This window comes from Amycolatopsis sp. NPDC043885 (assembly GCF_056435685.1).
In genome coordinates this window covers 248,538-268,439 of record NZ_JBWKEA010000001.1, presented here as the reverse complement: position 1 = coordinate 268,439, position 19,902 = coordinate 248,538, and the positions used below count along the sequence as shown (strand labels likewise).

Below are 19,902 nucleotides of genomic sequence, written 5' to 3'. Positions count from 1 at the left end.
GGCGGGGAATCCCGCCCGGCTAACCGTCGACGATGAACGAAAGCGCCACCGGTTGGAAGATCCCGGTCTTCGCCGAGTTCTCCTGCTCGATCGTCGAAGTCACCGAGAGGATCCACAGATCCGTGCCGCCGCTGAACAGGTCCATGTACGTCGTGCGCGTGATGCTCTCGTTCACCGCGTCCCGGCTCCCGGCGGCGCGCTCGGTCGTCCGATAGGTGTACCGCTGGCTGTTGTCGCCCCGGCCGGGCACGGTGGTGGGGTCACCGATGGGGGCGATCTCCGGATGCTGGCTCTTCAGCCAGCTGAAGTAGGCGGACGGCGGGCTGTCGGCCAGGAAACCGGTCAGCCGCTCGACCCGGATGACCTGGCGGCCGTCGGGCGAGACGTACTGGACCACGGTGCTCGGCACCCCGCGGGTGACATGCGGCGCGACGAACTTCTGCCAGCCTTCCGGGACACCGATGCTGAACCGGCCGCCCTTGAGGCCGTTCACCGTGCTGGCGTCACCCTGCTGCGTGATCAGTTTCGGCGGCGGCTGAGTGATGATCGTGTCGCCCTGCTGCACCTTCTCCGGTGGCCGCAGATCCTGCCCGCCGACGGCCCTGGCCAGCACGAACCCGCCTCCCGCGGCCAGCAGAAAGAGGACGACCGACGTGAGCGCCAGCACCACCGTGCCCACCGTGGACCGGCCCTGCGGGCGGGGCTGCGGCGGCGTGACGGTCGGCATCGGCGCGAGTTCGACGGGAGGCGCCGGCGCGGGCTGATTCAGGAACGGCAGCGGGCCGGGGTCGGCGGCGAGTTCGGAACTCGTGCCCTCGCCCGGCTTTTCCGGCCCGACCTGCTTGATCACCTGGGTGTCGGTCGCGTCGAGGTGCGCGGTGGTCTTCTTGCCGTCGGGCGTGTGGAACAGCTCGGCGGGGAAGAGGTCGATGAGTGTCTTGGCCTGCAACGGATACAGGCGGCGGCGCACCTCGCGCAGGGTGATCCGCTTCGACGGCTCCTTCTTCATGAGCGCGCCGATCACGTCGGCCAGCGGACCGGGACCGGGCTTCGGCACCTTCCCGTTGACGACCTTGCCGACCGTTTCGAGCGGGTCGCCGTCGGCGTCGTAGGGCGGCGAGCCCTCGATGGCGGCGAACAGCGTCGCGCCGAGGCCCCACAGGTCGGCGGCGGGGACGACGGCGCCGCCGGAGGCGACCTCGGGCGCGATGTAGGCGGGCGAACCCAGCATCATCCCGGTCCGGGTCATGGTGGCTTCGGAGACGTTGCGCGCGATGCCGAAGTCGGTGAGCTTGATGCGGCCGTCACCCGCGACGAGGACATTGCCCGGTTTGACGTCACGGTGGGTGATGCCGGCGGCGTGCGCGGCTTCGAGCGCGGACGCCACCGCGATGCCGACCGCCGCCGCCTGCTCGACCGTCAGCGGCCCGTGGTCGCGCAGGATGTGCGCGAGGCTTCGCGACGGCAGCAGCTCCATGACCACGAACGGTTCGTCGTTCTCGCGCGCGACGTCGTGCAGGATGATCACGTTCGGGTGACTCAGGACGGCGATCGCGCGGGCTTCGCGCAGGGTCCGCTCGCGCAGCTCGTCGGCTTGCGCCGCCGGCACGCCGGGCGGGAGGCGGACCTCTTTGACCGCGACGGGACGGTGCAGGAACTCGTCGTAGGCCGACCAGACCGTGCCCATCGACCCTGATCCGATGACCGAGCGCAACCGATATCGACCGGCGACCACACGCTTCTCGTCGCCGGGACTCTCGCTGGGCTCGGTGGTGTCGGACGGCACGGCCCAATTGTGTCGTATGCCCGTGTGACGGACCCATGCGCCGTGCCCTGTCGGAGTGAACACGTCACTGGGAACAGGTCGTCGGTGCAGCGAGAACGGTGATTCGGGTCAGGCCTTCACTACCTTTCAAGATCGCCACTCACGACCAGCGCGCCCCAACCTCGCCACCGCCGCCCAGTCACCCCTTCGGCGCGACTAGCGTCACAGGTAACGCCACTTGAGGGCCGTTAGCATCGATGGTTATGACGGAAGTGGCCGAGACGGAGTCAGTGCCGACCCCAGGCGAGCCCGACGCGCCCGAAGAGCTGAAGCTCGCGGCGGAGTTCCCGGAAGCGAGCCGGGAGCAGTGGCGGGAACTCGTGGCCGGAGTGCTGCGCAAGAGCGGCGCCATCGACGAGTCGTTCGACGGCCTGCCCGAAAGCAAGCTCGTCACCCGGACGTACGACGGCCTGGAGATCCAGCCGCTCTACACCGCCGAAGACGCCGTCGAGGGGACAGGTTTCCCCGGCCTTCCGCCGTTCGTGAGAAGCGCCCGGCCCGAAGGAGCGGTGACGACCGGCTGGGACATCCGTGCCCGGTACGCGCGCCGTGACGCCAAGGCCACGAACGCCGCGATCCTCGCCGACCTCGAAGGCGGCGTCGGCTCCATCTGGCTGCGCGCCGGCGCGACCGGCGTCCCCGTCACCGATCTGGGCGACGCGCTGAACGAGGTCTACATCGACCTCGCACCCGTCATCCTCGACGCGGGCGACGAGTACGAGGCCGCCGCGAACGAGTTGTTCGCCCTTTTCGCCGAACGCGAGATTCCGGCGAGCGCGGTCACCGCGACCCTCGGCGCCGACCCGATCGGGGCGGCCGCGCGCACCGGTTCGGCGCGTCCGCTCGCCCCCGCCGCGGAATTGGCGGCGCGGGTCGCCGTCAGTCACCCGAAGGTGCGGACGATCGTCGCCGACGGCCTGCCGTTCCACGAGGCCGGCGGCTCGGACGCGCAGGAACTCGGCGCGGCCATCGCTGCGGGTGTCGCCTACCTGCGGGCGCTCACCGAAGCGGGGCTGGACGTCGACACCGCGGCCGGGCAGATCGAATTCCGGCTCGCCGCCACGGCCGACCAGTTCCTCACGATCGCCAAGTTCCGCGCCGCGCGGCGTCTGTGGGCCCGGGTCACCGAAGTGTCCGGTGGCAAGGGTGCGGGCATGCGGCAGCACGCGGTCACTTCGCCCGCGATGCTGACCCAGCGTGACCCGTGGGTGAACATGCTGCGGACCACGCTCGCCTGCTTCGGCGCCGGGGTCGGCGGCGCGGACGCGATCACCGTGCTCCCGTTCGACGCCGCGATCGGCCAGCCGGACGCGTTCTCCGCGCGGATCGCGCGCAACACGCACGCCGTGCTGCTGGAGGAGTCCAAACTGGCCGGTGTCATCGACCCGGCGGGTGGTTCCTGGTACGTCGAGAACCTCACCGAAGACCTGGCCAAGGCCGCGTGGCGCGAGTTCACCGCCATCGAGGCGGCCGGTGGGATCGAGGCCGAGCTGGCCTCCGGAGCGCTCGCCGCGCGGCTCGCCGAAACCTGGGAGAAGCGGTCGAAGCGGCTCGCGACCCGGCGTGATCCGATCACCGGTGTCAGCGAATTCCCCAATCTGACGGAAAAAGCGGTCGTTCGCGACGCCGTCGAAGACCTGCCGGGCGGCGGCCTGCCCCGGCACCGGTACGCCGAAGCGTTCGAGGCCCTGCGGGACCGGGCGGACGCGCATCCGAACCGTCCCCGCGTCTTCCTCGCCACGCTCGGCCCGGTCGCGGCGCACACCGTACGGGCGAGTTTCGCGGCGAACCTGTTCCAAGCGGGCGGGATCGAGGCCGTGAACCCCGGCGCGCCCGAGGACGTCGTAGCGGAATTCCGGGCCAGCGGCACGAAGATCGCCTGTCTCTGCGGAAGCAACACTTCCTACGCGGAGGAAGCCGACAGCGTTGCGAAGGCCCTGAAGGAAGCCGGCGCCACGTCGGTGCTGCTCGCCGGAAAGCCCGGCGACCACCCGGACGTCACGGGCTACCTCTACACGGGCTGCGACGCCCTGGAAATCCTGACCGGCACGTTGAACGAGCTCGGAGTGCAGTGATGACCATCCCGAACTTCGCCGGAATCGAGCTCGGCGGCCCCGACCCCGCCGACCGTCCTCAGTGGACTGAAGCACTGCACGCCGCCACCGGCAAGGGGCCCGACGCGCTCGCGTGGGAGACACCTGAAGGCATCGGCGTCAAACCGGTCTACACCGCCGACGATCTGTCCGGAGTGGACTTCCTCGGCACGTATCCGGGTATCGCGCCGTATCTGCGCGGCCCTTACCCGACGATGTACGTCAACCAGCCGTGGACCATCCGCCAGTACGCGGGTTTCTCCACCGCGGAGGAATCGAACGCCTTCTACCGCCGCAACCTCGCGGCCGGGCAGAAGGGCCTTTCGGTCGCCTTCGACCTCGCGACGCACCGCGGCTACGACTCGGACCACCCGCGCGTCGCCGGTGACGTCGGCATGGCGGGCGTCGCGATCGACTCGATCTACGACATGCGCCAGCTCTTCGACGGCATCCCGCTCGACAAGATGAGCGTTTCGATGACCATGAACGGCGCCGTCCTGCCGGTACTCGCGCTGTACGTCGTCGCGGCCGAGGAACAGGGTGTCACGCCGGACAAACTGGCCGGGACCATCCAGAACGACATCCTCAAGGAGTTCATGGTCCGCAACACCTACATCTACCCGCCGCAGCCGTCGATGCGGATCATCTCGGACATCTTCTCGTTCACCTCGCGGAACATGCCGAAGTACAACTCGATCTCCATCTCCGGCTACCACATGCAAGAAGCCGGGGCGACCGCCGACCTGGAGCTGGCGTACACGCTCGCGGACGGCGTCGAGTACATCCGCGCCGGAGTCGAAGCCGGGCTGGACGTCGACAAGTTCGCGCCGCGCCTGTCCTTCTTCTGGGCGATCGGGATGAACTTCTTCATGGAGGTCGCGAAACTCCGCGCGGCGCGACTCCTCTGGGCGAAGCTGGTGAAGGGCTTCGACCCCAAGAGTTCCAAGTCTCTGAGCCTGCGGACCCACTCGCAGACCTCCGGCTGGTCCTTGACCGCCCAGGACGTCTACAACAACGTCGTCCGCACCTGCGTCGAGGCGATGGCGGCGACCCAGGGCCACACGCAGTCGTTGCACACCAACGCCCTCGACGAGGCGCTGGCGCTGCCGACCGACTTCTCCGCGCGCATCGCGCGGAACACGCAGCTGCTGCTGCAACAGGAATCCGGCACCACGCGCGTCATCGACCCGTGGGGCGGCAGCGCGTTCGTCGAGAAGCTGACCTACGACCTCGCGCGCAAGGCGTGGGGCCACATCACCGAGGTCGAGCAGGCGGGCGGGATGGCGAAGGCGATCGACGCCGGCATCCCGAAGCTGCGCATCGAAGAGGCCGCGGCGCGGACGCAGGCGCGGATCGACTCCGGTCGCCAGCCGGTGATCGGCGTCAACAAGTACCAGGTCACCGACGACGAGCAGATCGACGTGCTCAAGGTCGACAACGCCGGGGTGCGCGCGCAGCAGCTGGAGAAACTGCGCCGGCTGCGCGAGGAGCGGGACGAGGACGCCACACAGGACGCGCTGCGGCGGCTCACCGCGGGCGCCGAGTCCGACGGGAACCTGCTCGCCCTGGCCATCGACGCCGCCAGGGCGAAGGCCACCGTCGGCGAGATCTCCGACTCGCTGGAGAAGATCTGGGGGCGGCACTCCGGCCAGATTCGTACCATCTCCGGTGTGTACCGCGAGGAGGTCGGCAAGGCCGAGAACGTCGAGAGGGCCCGTGAACTGGTCGAGAGTTTCGCCCAGGAAGAGGGCCGCCGTCCCCGGATCCTGGTCGCGAAGATGGGCCAGGACGGCCACGACCGCGGCCAGAAGGTGATCGCGACCGGCTTCGCCGACATCGGCTTCGACGTCGACGTCGGCCCGCTGTTCTCCACCCCCGGCGAGGTCGCGCGGCAGGCGATCGAGGCCGACGTGCACGTCATCGGCGTTTCGTCGCTCGCGGCGGGGCACCTTTCGCTGGTCCCCGCGCTGCGCGCCGAACTCGCCGAACAGGGCCGTGAGGACATCATCGTCGTGGTCGGCGGCGTCATCCCGCCGCAGGACTACGAAGAGCTGCGCGCGGCGGGCGCGGCGGCGATCTTCGGCCCCGGCACGGTGATCGCGGAAGCGGCGATCGATCTCATCGGACAGCTGACCGCCCAGGAGTCCTGAACCTTGCCGCGCAAGATCGACGTCGGGGCGCTCGCCAAAGGGGTCCTCGCGGGTGACCGCGGCCTGCTGTCGCGGGCGATCACGCTCGTCGAGTCCAACCGGGAGGACCACCGGGCGCAGGCGCAGGAACTGCTGGTCGAGATGCTCCCGCACGCGGGCGGCGCACGGCGCGTCGGCATCACCGGCGTTCCCGGTGTCGGCAAGTCGACCTTCATCGACCAGCTCGGCACGGATCTGACCGAGGCCGGGCACAAGGTCGCCGTACTGGCCGTCGACCCGTCGTCGACGCGGACCGGCGGCTCGATCCTGGGCGACAAGACCCGGATGGCGCGCCTCGCCGTGGACCCGAGGGCGTTCATCCGCCCTTCGCCGACTTCGGGCACGCTCGGCGGCGTCGCGCGGGCGACCCGCGAGACGATCGTGCTGATGGAAGCGGCCGGGTACGACATCGTGCTGGTCGAGACCGTCGGTGTCGGGCAGTCCGAGGTGACCGTGGCGAACATGGTCGACCACTTCCTGTTCCTGACCCTGGCCCGCACCGGCGACCAGTTGCAGGGCATCAAGAAGGGTGTCCTCGAACTGGCGGACGTCATCGCGGTCAACAAGGCCGACGGCGACCACGAACGCGACGCGAAACGCGCGGCCCGCGAACTCGCCGGCGCGCTGCGGATGATCTACGGACGGGACGCCGAGTGGACGCCCCCGGTGCTGACCTGCAGCGCGCTCACCGACGTCGGACTCGACGACGTGTGGGCCGAAATCAGCCGTCACCGCGACGTATTGACCGCTTCGGGTGAACTGGACGGACGGCGACGACGGCAGCAGGTGGAGTGGACCTGGTCGATGGTCCGGGAACAGCTCCTCGGACGGCTCGCTTCGCATCCGGACGTGCGAGCGGTCGTCCCGGACGTCGAACGGGCGGTCCGGGACGGTGAGCTGACCCCGACGCTGGCCGCGCAACGGATTCTGGAGGCGTTCTCCGGTCCTCCGCGTGGCGGCTGACGCGGGAACCCGGCAGAGTGCAGAATCGGGTTCGCGCCACGCCGTCGAAAGGGAATCATGCCGAAAAGGTCTCGTCTCGGGCAGCTTGCCGGACTCGTCGCCGCCGGGCTGGTCGTCTGCGCGCCTGTCGCGCAGGCCGTGGAGATCCAGGCGCCCGCGCCGGTGATCGCGCAGGCAGCGGCGGTGCACGAGGTGCCGTCGCAGGCGCCTCCGGGGCCGGTGCTCGACCCCGCCGAGACCGACAAGGCCAACAGCCAGGAGACCAAGCGGAAGATCATCGCGGGCGTCGCCGCGGCCGTCCTGCTCGGCCTGGTGATCCTCGGCCGCCGCGCCCGTTCCAAGAAGAAGTCCTGAACCGCTACCGGTAAGTAGAAGGACTCTCCGCTTAGCCTGGGCCGAACTCTCACAGCCGTTCATCGCAGATCCACTACCGGCCGTCTCCGGCTCGATCACTCGACGAGCGGCTTGTCATCTGCATGGTGCACGATCTATCGCAAATGCGTATCACAGATCGAACGGCACCCAGCGTGCCTTCAGCGACCACTCGTACGGTGGTAGACGAAGGTGACTGTGTCGCGGGAGGAGGTGCGGCGTGACGGTGCTCGATTCACGTCCGGACATTCCAGGTGACCCCGAGGGTCGCGTCGTTGCCCCTATGGAGGCGCCCACCGCGCTGATCTCCGAGGCCGGCGTCAGCATGGCACCTGTGCATGACCTTGGTGCCGGACGCGGCCCTTTCTGGCTCGACGACTGGCTCCGCGCGAACGCCACCGACGTCGTCGCGTGGCGCCGTCACATCCACGCGCACCCGGAGCTCTCCCGCCACGAGTTCGCCACGACCGAAATGGTCATGTCGCTGCTCCGCTCGGTCGGGCTCAAGCCATGGGTGCTCCCCACGGGCACCGGCGTGGTCTGCGACATCGGCAGCGGCGACCGCTGCGTCGCGCTGCGCGCCGACATGGACGCCCTGCCGCTGACCGAGGCCACCGGCCTCCCGTACGCCTCCAAGACCGACGGCGCCGCGCACATGTGCGGGCACGACGCGCACACCGCGATCCTGCTGGGCGCGGCTCGGGCGCTGGCGGGCGCGCCGGAGCTGCCCGGCCGCGTGCGGCTGATCTTCCAGCCGGCCGAGGAGGTCATGCCCGGCGGCGCGCTGGACATGATCGCCGCGGGCGCGATGGAAGGCGTCGAGCGGATCTACGGGCTGCACTGCGACCCGCGGCTCGAGGTCGGCAAGGTCGGCCTGCGCGAAGGCGCGCTGACGTCGGCCGCCGACCTCATCGAGCTGCGGCTCACCTCGCCGGGCGGGCACACCTCGCGGCCGCACCTGACCGCGGACCTGGTGCACGCGCTGGGCACCGTGATCACGTCGCTGCCCGCGGTGCTCTCGCGGCGGGTCGACCCGCGCTCCGGGACCGTGCTGGTCTGGGGAGCGGTGCACGCCGGGCAGGCCGCCAACGCCGTCCCGCAGGACGGGGTGCTGCGCGGCACGCTCCGCACCGCGGACCACGAGGTCTGGACGATGCTGGAGCCGCTCGTCGCGGCTTCGGTGGAGTCGCTGCTCGCGCCGACCGGGGTCGGGTTCTCCCTCGACTACCGCCGCGGCGTGCCGCCGGTCGTCTCCGATCCGGAGTCGCACGCCCTGATGCGGGCCGGCGTCGAGGCCGCGCTGGGCGAGGCCGCCGTCGCCGGGACCGAACAGTCGTCCGGTGGCGAAGACTTCGGGTGGTACCTGGAGCACGTCCAGGGCGCCTTCGCTCGCCTCGGCGTTTGGTCCGGTGAAGGCCCGATGGCCGACATCCACCGCCCGACCTTCACCCTCGACGAGCGTTCGCTCCTGTGCGGAGTCCGCACGCTGGTCCACACGGCCCTGGCCACCCTGGCCTGAGTTCCGCCTCCAAGCACGCGAGTTCCGTCTTCAAGCACGCGAGTTCCGCCCCTGTGCACGGATGTTCGCCCTAACGGGTCCGAACATCCGCGCACAGGGTTATCCACAGCCTGGGCGAGTTATCCACAGCTTGGGAAAACAGGTCTTCCCAAGGCCGATCTGATCTTCGATTCTCGAAGACGTGATCAACTGGGGAGGACGTCATGGGGTGGTCTCGCGTAGTGAGGCCGACAGGATCTTGGGGCGGAGGGCCGTCCGCGAAGGGATGGCGCGCGGTGCGCTGGCGCAGCCGTGGCGAGGCGTGGTCGTCCACGCCGCGGATCTGCTCAAGCTGCCGACTCTGGCGCAGGCGGCACTGCTCGCGATCGGGCCGCCCGCGGTGCTGTCCGGCGTCACTTCTCTTGCCCTGCATGGGATTTCGGCTGCGGAAGGCACCACGGTCCACCTGACCGTCCCGTACTCGAGACGGGTCGAATCGAGGTCGGGGCTCGTGGTGCACCGGGCAGAATTTCACCCGTCCGATATCGTCGAACTGGACGAACTTCCCGTGTTCTCGTTGGATCGCGCGCTGGCCGACCACCTCTGCGACGGCGACAAGCGAACAGCGTTCGCCGCACTCGAAGAGGCCATGCACAACCTCGCGCCGAACCATCGGGCGGTCCTTCACACCAACGTCCGGGATCGCCTTCTCGACCGTCGCGACCGGCGAGGTATCCACAGGGCGCAGATGCTGCTCGCGCTCGCGACGGGCGAGGCCGAATCGCCGTCGGAGAGCATCCTTCGCTTGATCGTCGTGGAGGCCGGGCTGCCGGTACCGGTCGCCCAGTACGAGATCGGCACCATCGACGGACGGAAGCTGTACGTCCTCGACCTCGCGTGGCCTGAACTGCGTATCGCCCTGGAGTACGACGGCTATGCCGCCCATGAGGGCAGGCAGGACTATGACGCCGAGCGGGATGCCCGGATGGCGGCGCGCGGATGGATCACGGTTCGCGCGACGGCGGCCGACCTGCGGGATCCGCGACGGTTACTGGCGGAGTTGCGGGGAGCGTTCGAGCGTCGTACGGCGCGACTCGCGTGATTGAAGCCGTGACTCGCGTGCTTGGGGGCGGAACTCGCGTGCTTGGGGGCGGAACTCGCGGGTCAGCCGGAGATGCCCTGGCAGGGGCGGGTGCGGAGGGCGTCGACGTAGTCGGCGGGGGCGCCGGCGGCCTCGGCCGCATCGGCCAGGACGCCGAGGTAGCGCGCGGACGGGAGGCCGCCCTCGTAGGCGTCCAGGACGTACAGCCACGCCAGCACGGAGCCGTCCATGGTCTGCACGCGGAGCCGGATCTTGGAGTGAATGCCCAGCTCGCCGCCTTCCCAGCGGTCGAGGTTGGGTTCGTCCAGCGAGGTGACGTCGTACAGCACCACGAAGACCCGGGAGCCCGGGTCTTCGACGATGGTCGCCAGCGCGCCTTCCCAGCCGAGGTCTTCGCCCCCGAAGGTCAGCCTCCAGCCCTCCAGCCAGCCGGTGCCGGCCATGGGCGAGTGGGGAGCGCGCTCCAACATCTGGGAGGGCTCCATATTGGATCCATACGCGGCATACAACGGCACGGCCACAGCCTAGCGACCCGGCGGTCACCCGGCTGGACGCACATGCCGTGTCCGGCCACTCAATCCGCCCAACGGTCGCCCGCGTACGGTAAACGCAGTCACAGACACCGCTGCGAGGAGGAGACCAGTGACCAAGATCGTGATCATGGGCGGAGGCCCCGCCGGTTACGAAGCGGCACTGGTCGCGGCCCAGCACGGAGCCGACGTCACCATCGTCGAGCGTGACGGCCTGGGCGGCGCGTGCGTGCTCTACGACTGTGTCCCGTCGAAGACGTTCATCGCCTCCTCCGGCGCGCTGGCGAACATGCACGACCTTCGCGAGCTCGGCATCAACACCGACATGGCCGACACCAGCGTCGACCTGCCGACCGTCCACGGCCGGGTGAAGGGTCTCGCGCTCGCGCAGTCCGCCGACATCCGCGCCCGCGTCCAGCGCGAGGGCGTCCGCGTCGTCATCGGCCAGGCCCGCTTCGACGACGAAGAGGCCGGGCTCGCCACGCACAAGGTCGCCGTCACCGCCCCCGACGGCTCGACCGAGGTGCTCGACGCCGACGTCGTCCTCATCTCCACCGGTGCCACCCCGCGCGTGCTGCCCGGCGCCGTGCCGGACGGCGAGCGCATCCTCGACTGGCGCCAGCTCTACGACCTGCGCGAGCTGCCCGAGCACCTGGCCGTCATCGGTTCGGGTGTCACCGGCGCCGAATTCGCCTCGGCCTACACCGAGATGGGTGTCAAGGTCACCGTCGTGTCCAGCCGCGACCGCGTGCTCCCGCACGAGGACGCCGACGCCGCCGCCGTGCTCGAAGAGGTCTTCTCGCAGCGCGGCACCACGGTCGTCAAGCAGGCCCGCGCCGACAAGGTGGAGCGCACCGAAAAGGGCGTCGAGATCCACCTCGCCGACGGCCGCGTGATCGAAGCCAGCCACGCGTTGATGACCGTCGGTTCGGTGCCCAACACCACCGACATCGGCCTGGAGAAGGTCGGCATCGAGCCCGGCCCCGGCGGCTTCATCGGCGTCGACCGGGTTTCCCGCACCAGCGCGCCCGGGATCTACGCCGCCGGCGACTGCACCGGGGTGCTCATGCTGGCTTCCGTGGCCAGCATGCAGGGCCGCATCGCGATGTGGCACGCGCTCGGCGAGGGTGTCGCGCCGATCAAACTCAAGACCGTCGCCGCCAACGTGTTCACCCACCCCGAGATCGCGACCGTCGGCATCAGCCAGCAGGCGATCGACTCGGGTGAGGTGCCCGCCCGCACCATCATGCTCCCGCTCGCGACGAACGCCCGCGCGAAGATGGAAGGCCTGCGACGCGGTTTCGTGAAGCTGTTCTGCCGCCCCGCCACCGGTGTGGTCGTCGGTGGGGTGGTCGTGGCGCCGACGGCGAGCGAACTCATCCTTCCCATCGCGCTCGCCGTCCAGAACCAGCTCACAGTGGAACATCTGGCACTGACATTTTCGGTGTACCCGTCGCTGTCGGGGTCGATCACCGAGGCGGGCCGCCAGTTGATGCGCCACGACGACTTGGACTGATCGCCTCCGGCGAAGCAACCCTCGCGGGGGCGGCCGCGTCTAGCGCGTGTCGGTGTTTCGTTGACAGCTAGGGGTTTTCCGTGATTCGCAGGGTTCTCGCCGGAGTGGTGGCGATCGGTGCGGCGGTGCTGGCGGGGGCGTCAGCCGGTTTCGCACAGCAACCCGAGCCGGATCCCGGTGTCACGGTGCAGCTCAACGACGACACCGCCTACGAACTCGGGCTCGTCAACAAGTTTGTGCACGGTGACTCCAACGTGGCGCTGGCGCGATGCCCCGGCGGCGACGGGCTGAAGGCGCCGTCGTCGACGACGTTCTCTTCGCCGGTGCTGAGCATCGGGAAGTACGACTACGGCCCGCTCATCGGGGTGCCGGCGAACGTCAGCGCCGACGTCGAACTCAAAGACGGCACCGCGCCCGGCAGCTACCCGCTGACCGTCAACTGCAACGGAAAGTCTTATACGGCAACATTCACCGTTCCTCCCCGGCAGGTGAGCGCGGTGCCTTCCGGTGCCGCTCACGCGGGCGACGGCAGCATGGCCTCCTGACCGCTTCCCGAAAGGGGTGAGCATGAAGGTGCGATGGGCACCGCTGGTGCTCGCGGTGGTTCTGGCGGCCGTCTTGGCGTTCGTCCAGTCCGGACAGGACGAGGTCGTTCCGCCGCGAGTCCCGGAGCGGGCCGCGGGGGCCGTCACCCGAGGACTGCCGAAGGCCGATCCGGTGTCGATCGACGTGCCGAAGATCGAAGCGCGGTCCAGCCTGATCCCGCTGGGGCTCAACGGGGACGACACCATCGAGGTGCCGCCGGTGACCCGGCCGATGCAGGCGGGCTGGTACGTGCACGGGCCGACACCGGGGGAAATCGGGCCTTCGGTGATCCTCGGGCACGTGGACGGGAACAAGCAGAAGGGCATCTTCTTCCGGCTGAAGGAACTGACGCCCGGCGACAAGGTCTCGATCACCCGCAAGGACGGCGTGACGGTCGAGTTCGCGGTCACGAGGGTCGAGCGGGTGGCGAAGGACGAGTTCCCCACCGACGCCGTCTACGGCGACACAACCGAGCCGGAACTGCGGCTCATCACCTGCGGCGGGGTCTTCGACAAGGCGTCGCGCAACTACCTCGACAACGTCATCGTGTTCGCCCGGATGATCTCGTCCCCGTAGCGCGTGAAGGCCCCCAACCGCTTGGGAAGGGGCCTTCACGCGCAAAGCGGCGGGTCAGTCTTCGTCGACCCAGTCGAAGGTCTTCGTGACCGCCTTCTTCCAGTTCCGGTACTCGGATTCGCGGCGGGCCTCGTCCATCGACGGGTCCCACTGCTTGTCCTGCGCCCAGTTGTTGCGGATGTCGTCCTCGCTCTCCCAGAACCCCACGGCGAGCCCGGCCGCGTAGGCGGCGCCGAGCGCGGTGGTCTCGTTGACCACCGGCCGGATCACGGGCACGCCGAGGATGTCGGCCTGGAACTGCATGAGCAGTTCGTTGACGACCATCCCGCCGTCGACCTTCAGCGACTTCAGCGGGACGCCGGAGTCGGCGTTCATCGCGTCGATCACCTCGCGCGACTGGAACGCCGTCGCCTCCAGGACCGCCCGCGAGATGTGCCCCTTGTTGACGAACCGGGTGAGTCCGACGATCGCGCCGCGGGCGTCGGAGCGCCAGTACGGCGCGAAGAGACCCGAGAACGCCGGTACGAAGTACGCGCCACCGTTGTCCTCGACGGTGCGGGCGTGCTGCTCGACCTCGGCCGCCGAACCGATCAGGCCGAGGTTGTCGCGCAGCCACTGCACGAGCGAACCGGTGACCGCGATCGAGCCTTCGAGCGCGTACACCGTGTCGTTCGAGCCGATCTTGTAGCAGACCGTGGTGAGCAGCCCGTTGTCCGACATGACCTTCTCGGTGCCGGTGTTGAGCAGCATGAAGTTGCCGGTGCCGTAGGTGTTCTTCGCTTCACCCGGCGAGAGGCACGCCTGCCCGAAGGTCGCCGCCTGCTGGTCGCCCAGGATGCCCGAGATCGGAACTCCGGCCAGCGCCCCCTTCTCCCGGACCTTGCCGTAGGTCTCCGACGACGACCGGATCTCCGGCAGCATCGACAGCGGGATCGTCATCTCTTCGGCGATCTCGGCGTCCCAGGTCAGCGTGTCGAGGTCCATCAGCATGGTCCGCGACGCGTTGGTCGGATCGGTGACATGGACGCCGCCGTCGACCCCGCCGGTCATGTTCCACAGCACCCAGGTGTCCATGTTGCCGAAGATCAAGTCGCCGGCTTCGGCCTTCGCGCGGGCGCCGTCAACGTTGTCGAGGATCCACTTGATCTTCGGGCCGGAGAAGTAGGTCGCCAGCGGCAGGCCCACCTTCGCGCGGTAACGCTCCTGCCCGCCGCCGAGCGCGCCCAGGTCGCTGACGATCTTGTCGGTGCGGGTGTCCTGCCACACGATCGCGTTGTACACCGGCTTGCCGGTGGTGCGGTCCCAGACCAGCGTGGTCTCGCGCTGGTTGGTGATGCCGACCGCGACGATGTCGCTCGCGACCAGGTCCCCCTTGGCCAGCGCGCCCGCGGCGACGGCCCGCGTGTTCTCCCAGATCTCTTCGGCGTTGTGCTCGACCCAGCCCGCCTTCGGGAAGATCTGCTCGTGTTCCCGCTGGTCGACGGCGACCACCCGGCCGGAGTGGTCGAAGATCATGCAGCGGGTCGACGTGGTGCCCTGGTCGATCGCGGCTACGTACGAAGTCATCGAAAACTCCAGTCTCAGGTGAGGTTGTGGACGGCGAGGAAGAGCAGGGCGGCCAGGGCACCGCCGACCAGCGGGCCGGCGACCGGGACCCAGGAGTAGCCCCAGTTCGGGTTGGCCTTGTTCTTGATGGGCAGCAGGAACGCGTACGCGATGCGGGGGCCGAGGTCTCGGGCCGGGTTGATGGCGTAACCGGTCGGACCACCGAGGGACTGGCCGATGACCAGCACGACGAACGCTACACCCGCGTAGCCGAGCGCGGAGTTGCCGAAGTTCGGCGTGCCGCCCTCAGCCGTGGCGTTGGCGTAGACCGGGCTGAGCAGGATCCACGCGACCAGCACGAAGGTGCCGATGATCTCGGTGACGAGGTTCCACACCTTGTTCGGGATCTGCGGCGCGGTCGAGAAGATGCCGAGCGTCTCGTCGCGCTGCGGGTGGTCGTCGAACTGCAGCTTGTAGGCGGCCCAGCAGAGCACGGCGCCGAGGATCGCGCCGACCAGCTGCCCGGCGAAGTAGATCGGGACGTCCGCCCACTTCGTCTTGTCCGCGATGGCGAGGCCCAGTGTCACCGCGGGGTTCAGGTGCGCGCCGCTCGGCGCGGCGATGCTGGCACCGGCGAAGACCGCGAACGCCCACCCGAAGGTGATCATCACGACGCCACCGTTGTGGCCGTTGTTCTTCCGCAACACGTGGTTGGCGACCACGCCGTTACCCAACAGGATCAGGACCGCCGTTCCCAGCAGTTCCCAGACGAATATGGCTCCTGCACTCACCGCTTGACCTCCACTTTGGACATTCCGCGCAGGGTCGAACACGGTGTGCTACGGCGCCCTTGCCGACCCACGTCCGTGGCACGTTACCGTCGCGTATTTGTTCCTTCCAGGCGTCGCGGGAACCAATCCTTCCAAGATCGACGAGGGTTACGCCACACGTGTCACCCGCATAACGGACCGGTCGCGGCCGATCGTGCGATGCTGGAGCCACAGCGGCACCAAGGAGGAATGTCACGTGGCAAGCTCTCAGCGCGAAGCCGAAAACAGCCCCGCCAGGCTGGGACCGCTCAAGCGGGAAGAGTCTTGGCAGCGGCTGGGTGAGGACAAGTTCGACCTCGTCGTCATCGGCGGCGGAGTGGTCGGGGCGGGCACGGCGCTCGACGCCGCGACACGCGGCCTGCGGGTCGCCCTCGTCGAAGCGCGCGACCTCGCCTCGGGCACGTCGAGCCGCTCCAGCAAGCTCTTCCACGGCGGGCTCCGTTACCTCGAACAGCTGGAATTCGGTCTGGTGCGGGAAGCTCTGCGGGAACGCGAGCTGATGCTGACCACGATCGCCCCGCATCTGGTGAAGCCGGTCAGCTTCCTGTACCCACTGACCCACCGGGTCTGGGAGCGTCCGTACACCGCGGCCGGTCTGCTGATGTACGACACGATGGGCGGTGCGCGGTCGGTCCCCGGCCAGAAACACCTGAGCCGCGCGGGCGCGCTGCGGATGGTCCCGGCGCTGAAGCGGTCCGCGTTGATCGGCGGGATCCGTTACTACGACGCGCAAGCCGACGACGCGCGCCACACGATGACCGTCGCCCGCACCGCCGCGCACTACGGCGCCGTGGTGCGCACCTCCACCCAGGTGGTCGGTTTCCTCCGCGAGGCGGACCGCATTTCCGGGGTTCGCGTGCGCGACGTCGAGGACGGCCGCGAGACCGAGATCCACGCCTCCGCGGTGGTCAACTGCACCGGCGTGTGGACCGACGAGCTGCAGCGCCTTTCCGGTGGCCGCGGCCGGTTCCGGGTGCGGGCGAGCAAGGGTGTGCACATCGTCGTCCCGCGCGACCGGATCGTCTCGGAATCGGGCATGATCCTGCGCACCGAGAAATCCGTGCTGTTCGTCATCCCGTGGCGCAACCACTGGATCGTCGGGACCACCGACACCGACTGGAACCTCGACCTCGCGCATCCCGCCGCGACGAAGCACGACATCGACTACCTCCTGGAACACGTCAACACCGTGCTCGCGACACCGCTGACGCACGACGACATCGAAGGCGTTTACGCGGGGCTGCGGCCTTTGCTCGCAGGGGAAAGCGAAGAGACGTCGAAGCTTTCGCGTGAGCACGCGGTCGCGCGTGTCGCGCCGGGGCTGGTCGCGATCGCGGGCGGCAAGTACACGACGTACCGGGTGATGGCGGCCGACGCCGTCGACGCCGCGGCCGTCGATCTTCCCGGCAGGCCGCAGTCGTCCATCACGGACAAGGTGCCGCTGCTGGGCGCGGACGGGTACCACGCGCTGGTGAACCAGGCCGACCACCTGGCCGGCGAGCACGGGCTGCACCCGTACCGCGTGCGTCATCTGCTCGACCGGTACGGCTCGATGGTGCACGAGGTCCTCGCACTCGGCGAAGGACGTCCGGAACTGCTGAAGCCGCTGGAGCACGCTCCGGACTACCTCGGTGTCGAGGTCGTCTACGCGGCCAGCCACGAGGGCGCGCTTCACCTGGAAGACGTGCTCGCGCGCCGGACGCGGATCTCGATCGAGTACGCGCACCGCGGCGTCGACTGCGCCGCGCAGGTCGCCACGCTGGTGGGCGAAGTGCTCGGCTGGTCGAAGGACGAGGAGAAACGCGAAGTCGAGGTGTACAAGGCGCGGGTCGACGCGGAACGGAAGTCCCAGTCGCAGCCGAGCGACGAGGCCGCCGACGCGTTGCGCTCGGCCGCGCCGGAAGCGCGCTCGGGGATCATCGAACCGGTGAGTTGATCGTCCCTGCCGCGTGGTGTGCCACGCGCGCAGAGATCGTTGCCTGATCCGGTGAATCTGGCATAGCGTCGGCCGTCCCAGCCCGCGCGGCCGAAGGCCCCGCTATCGCGGTGGCAGGGCCCTTGTCCGCGAACGGGAAAAGTTTGATCAGCGCCCTGCCGACGTCGATCGCGGCCGAGGGCTCTTTGATCAGGCACAGAGACGGAAGGCGGCCTTGTGGTGTTTCTCGACTCGTCGACGTGGACGGACCGGATCTTCGCCGGCGGTGCCTGGGTGCCCGGCACCGGCGGCACCCGGAAGGTCACGGAGCCCGCGACCGGAGCGGTGCTGGGAAGCATTGGGATCGCCTCGGCCGAAGACGCCGCGAAGGCGGCGGAAACGGCGGCCGAGGCGCAGCGGGCTTGGGCGGCGACACCGCACGTCCAGCGGGCCGCCGTCCTGCGCAAGGCCGCCCGGCTGTGGTCGGAGTACGCCGACGAGATCCGCTGGTGGAACGTCCGCGAGGTCGGCGCCGTGCCGGGAGTCGCGGGCTTTTCGCTGCACGTCGCAGAGCAGGAGTGCTACGAAGCGGCGGCTCTGCCCGGACGCCCGTACGGCGAACTCCTGCCGAGCGAAGAGCCGCGCCTCTCGATGGCGCGCCGCGTGCCGGCCGGTGTGGTCACGGTGATCTCGCCGTTCAACATGCCGATCATCCTCGGCATCCGCTCGGTCGCACCGGCGCTCGCGCTGGGGAACGCGGTCATCCTGAAGCCGGATCCGCGTACCGCCGTCACCGGTGGCGTGGTCCTCGCGCGGATCTTCGAGGAAGCCGGCCTGCCGCCGGGGGTGCTCCAGATGCTGCCGGGCGGCGCGGACGTCGGCGAGACGCTGGTGACGCATCCGGCCGTCCGGGTCATCTCGTTCACCGGGTCGACCGGCGCCGGGCGCAAGGTCGGCGAACTCGCCGGGAAGCACCTGAAGCGGGCACATCTGGAGCTGGGCGGGAACTCCGCGCTCATCGTGCTCGACGACGCGGACGTCGACGAGGCCGCCGGGGTCGCCGCGTTCGGCTCGTTCTTCCACCAGGGCCAGATCTGCATGACCACCGGACGGCACCTGGTGCACGAGCGGCTCTACGACGACTTCGTCGAGCGGCTGGCGGCGAAGGCGGCGGCGTTGCGGGTGGGCGACCCGGCGCGGGACGAGGTCGCGCTCGGGCCGATCATCGACGCCGGGCAGCGGGACAAGATCCACGAGCTGGTCACGGCCAGCGTCGCGGCGGGGGCGCGGGTCGCCGCCGGCGCCGAGTACGACCGGCTGTTCTACGCCGCGACGGTGCTCGCCGACGTGCCGTCGACGGCGCCCGCGGTCGCCGAGGAGATCTTCGGCCCGGTCGCGCCGGTCGTGCGGTTCTCCGACGCGGAGGAGGCCGTCCGTCTCGCGACGGCGAGCGAGTACGGGCTGTCGCTGGGGATCGTCACGCGCGATGTCCTCAAAGGACTGGAGCTGGCCGACCGCGTCCCGACCGGGATCGTGCACATCAACGACCAGACGGTCAGCGACGAGGCGAACAGCCCCTTCGGCGGCGTCGCCGCTTCGGGCACCGGAAGCCGCTTCGGCGGCGCGGCGGCGAACATCGAGGCGTTCACCGAGACGCGGTGGGTCACCGTCCGGAACCCGCCGCCCACCTACCCCTTCTGACCCGCCCGCATTCAGTCCTCTGGATGCGGTAGTTCGGATTGCCAACGACCGCATTTCGTCCTCTGAATGCGGTAGTTCGTGTCGCGTACTGCCGCATTCAGAGGACGAAATGTGGGGGAGGCTCAGGCGGTGCGGCGCCAGCGGATGAGGCGTTCCCCGGTCGGGGCCGGCTCGAGTTCGGGCCCGACCAGGGTGAACCCGCATTTGCGGGCGACCGAAGCGGACACCTCGTTGGTCTCTTCGTAGCGGTAGCTGACCTCGCGCAGGCCGAGCCCGCCGAAGCCGAAGCGCAGGGCCGCGTTGAGCGCGGTGCTCGCGACCCCCTTGCCCCGCGACGCCGCGCGCACCCAGACCGACGCCTCCGCGTACCCGGCGTCGAGATCCAGGTCCCGCAGGCCGACCTCGCCCAGCAGATCCCCGGTCGTCGGCTCGGCCACCGCCCACGAACAGCGCTCGTCACCCGCCCACTGGGCGGCGCGCAGCGCGACGTACTCGGTCGCCTCGTCGAGGTCCCGCAAGCGATAGTTCAGGACGTACTTACGGTGCGTCGGATCGGCGAAGGCCGCGACCAGCGCCGGACGGTCGTCGAGGGCCTTGTCCGCCCGCAGCTGCCGCAGGTAGTACTCGCCCGCGTTGATCTCCACCGGTTCCACCCTTCGAGG

The 19,902-nt window shown here is 69.4% G+C and carries 16 protein-coding genes; 11 read left to right on the top strand and 5 right to left on the bottom strand.

Annotated features, from left to right (window positions below):
- Positions 1 to 19: 19 nt before the first annotated feature.
- Entirely contained in the window at positions 20 to 1,786 is a 1,767-nt protein-coding gene (locus tag AC069I_RS01350; RefSeq protein ID WP_478264624.1) for a serine/threonine-protein kinase, read from the bottom strand.
- Positions 1,787 to 2,028: 242 nt separating this feature from the next.
- Here AC069I_RS01350 and AC069I_RS01345 point away from each other — a divergent pair, with 242 nt between their 5' ends.
- The 6 genes from AC069I_RS01345 (at position 2,029) to AC069I_RS01320 (ending at position 10,042) form a co-directional block, all read left to right on the top strand.
- Positions 2,029 to 3,900: a methylmalonyl-CoA mutase family protein gene (locus tag AC069I_RS01345; protein WP_478264623.1), complete on the top strand. Its 1,872-nt coding sequence runs from the start codon at positions 2,029 to 2,031 to the stop codon at positions 3,898 to 3,900.
- The gene (scpA, locus tag AC069I_RS01340) at positions 3,900 to 6,068 is read left to right on the top strand and encodes a methylmalonyl-CoA mutase (protein ID WP_478264622.1); all 2,169 of its coding nucleotides are present in this window, start codon (positions 3,900 to 3,902) and stop codon (positions 6,066 to 6,068) included. The genes AC069I_RS01345 and scpA overlap by 1 nt, the downstream gene beginning before the upstream one ends.
- Before the next feature lie 3 nt (positions 6,069 to 6,071).
- Complete coding sequence (gene meaB / locus AC069I_RS01335) at positions 6,072 to 7,070, top strand: methylmalonyl Co-A mutase-associated GTPase MeaB (protein ID WP_478264621.1); 999 nt, start codon at positions 6,072 to 6,074, stop codon at positions 7,068 to 7,070.
- Between the two features lie 57 nt (positions 7,071 to 7,127).
- Positions 7,128 to 7,424, top strand: a complete 297-nt coding sequence (locus tag AC069I_RS01330) for a hypothetical protein (RefSeq protein WP_478225128.1) — start codon at positions 7,128 to 7,130, stop codon at positions 7,422 to 7,424.
- A gap of 238 nt (positions 7,425 to 7,662) precedes the next feature.
- Entirely contained in the window at positions 7,663 to 8,961 is a 1,299-nt protein-coding gene (locus tag AC069I_RS01325; protein WP_478225129.1) for an amidohydrolase, read from the top strand.
- Positions 8,962 to 9,199: 238 nt separating this feature from the next.
- Positions 9,200 to 10,042 (top strand): DUF559 domain-containing protein, encoded by an 843-nt coding sequence (locus AC069I_RS01320; RefSeq protein ID WP_478225233.1) that lies wholly within the window; start codon positions 9,200 to 9,202, stop codon positions 10,040 to 10,042.
- 62 nt (positions 10,043 to 10,104) lie between these two features.
- Here the strand turns inward: AC069I_RS01320 and AC069I_RS01315 are convergent, their stop codons facing one another.
- Entirely contained in the window at positions 10,105 to 10,557 is a 453-nt protein-coding gene (locus AC069I_RS01315; RefSeq protein WP_185927259.1) for a gamma-glutamylcyclotransferase family protein, read from the bottom strand.
- Positions 10,558 to 10,684: 127 nt separating this feature from the next.
- Here AC069I_RS01315 and AC069I_RS01310 point away from each other — a divergent pair, with 127 nt between their 5' ends.
- The 3 genes from AC069I_RS01310 (at position 10,685) to AC069I_RS01300 (ending at position 13,249) form a co-directional block, all read left to right on the top strand.
- The gene (locus AC069I_RS01310) at positions 10,685 to 12,088 is read left to right on the top strand and encodes an NAD(P)H-quinone dehydrogenase (RefSeq protein WP_340684569.1); all 1,404 of its coding nucleotides are present in this window, start codon (positions 10,685 to 10,687) and stop codon (positions 12,086 to 12,088) included.
- 83 nt (positions 12,089 to 12,171) lie between these two features.
- Positions 12,172 to 12,633: a hypothetical protein gene (locus tag AC069I_RS01305; RefSeq protein ID WP_478225234.1), complete on the top strand. Its 462-nt coding sequence runs from the start codon at positions 12,172 to 12,174 to the stop codon at positions 12,631 to 12,633.
- A 22-nt stretch (positions 12,634 to 12,655) separates the two neighbouring features.
- Positions 12,656 to 13,249, top strand: coding sequence for a class F sortase (locus AC069I_RS01300; RefSeq protein WP_478225130.1), 594 nt, complete (start codon positions 12,656 to 12,658; stop codon positions 13,247 to 13,249).
- A 54-nt stretch (positions 13,250 to 13,303) separates the two neighbouring features.
- Here the strand turns inward: AC069I_RS01300 and glpK are convergent, their stop codons facing one another.
- Both glpK and AC069I_RS01290 read right to left on the bottom strand, forming a co-directional pair.
- Positions 13,304 to 14,815, bottom strand: coding sequence for a glycerol kinase GlpK (gene glpK / locus AC069I_RS01295; RefSeq protein ID WP_340684567.1), 1,512 nt, complete (start codon positions 14,813 to 14,815; stop codon positions 13,304 to 13,306).
- 14 nt (positions 14,816 to 14,829) lie between these two features.
- On the bottom strand, positions 14,830 to 15,585 hold the full coding sequence (locus AC069I_RS01290) for an MIP/aquaporin family protein (RefSeq protein WP_478225131.1): 756 nt from the start codon (positions 15,583 to 15,585) through the stop codon (positions 14,830 to 14,832).
- Positions 15,586 to 15,820: 235 nt separating this feature from the next.
- Here AC069I_RS01290 and AC069I_RS01285 point away from each other — a divergent pair, with 235 nt between their 5' ends.
- The gene (locus tag AC069I_RS01285) at positions 15,821 to 17,560 is read left to right on the top strand and encodes a glycerol-3-phosphate dehydrogenase/oxidase (RefSeq protein ID WP_478225133.1); all 1,740 of its coding nucleotides are present in this window, start codon (positions 15,821 to 15,823) and stop codon (positions 17,558 to 17,560) included.
- A gap of 216 nt (positions 17,561 to 17,776) precedes the next feature.
- A complete protein-coding gene (locus AC069I_RS01280) occupies positions 17,777 to 19,240 on the top strand; it encodes an aldehyde dehydrogenase family protein (protein WP_478233874.1) in 1,464 nt (487 codons plus the stop codon).
- Between the two features lie 122 nt (positions 19,241 to 19,362).
- Here the strand turns inward: AC069I_RS01280 and AC069I_RS01275 are convergent, their stop codons facing one another.
- Positions 19,363 to 19,893: a GNAT family N-acetyltransferase gene (locus AC069I_RS01275; RefSeq protein ID WP_123798275.1), complete on the bottom strand. Its 531-nt coding sequence runs from the start codon at positions 19,891 to 19,893 to the stop codon at positions 19,363 to 19,365.
- Between the last annotated feature and the right edge of the window lie 9 nt (positions 19,894 to 19,902).

What these genes read in the sequence shown, in the direction of transcription:
- AC069I_RS01300 (WP_478225130.1), top strand. Translation starts at nt 12,656, where the DNA reads ATGAAGGTGCGATGGGCACCGCTGGTGCTCGCGGTGGTTCTGGCGGCC.
- glpK (WP_340684567.1), bottom strand. Translation starts at nt 14,815, where the DNA reads ATGACTTCGTACGTAGCCGCGATCGACCAGGGCACCACGTCGACCCGC.
- AC069I_RS01345 (WP_478264623.1), top strand. Translation starts at nt 2,029, where the DNA reads ATGACGGAAGTGGCCGAGACGGAGTCAGTGCCGACCCCAGGCGAGCCC.
- scpA (WP_478264622.1), top strand. Translation starts at nt 3,900, where the DNA reads ATGACCATCCCGAACTTCGCCGGAATCGAGCTCGGCGGCCCCGACCCC.
- AC069I_RS01330 (WP_478225128.1), top strand. Translation starts at nt 7,128, where the DNA reads ATGCCGAAAAGGTCTCGTCTCGGGCAGCTTGCCGGACTCGTCGCCGCC.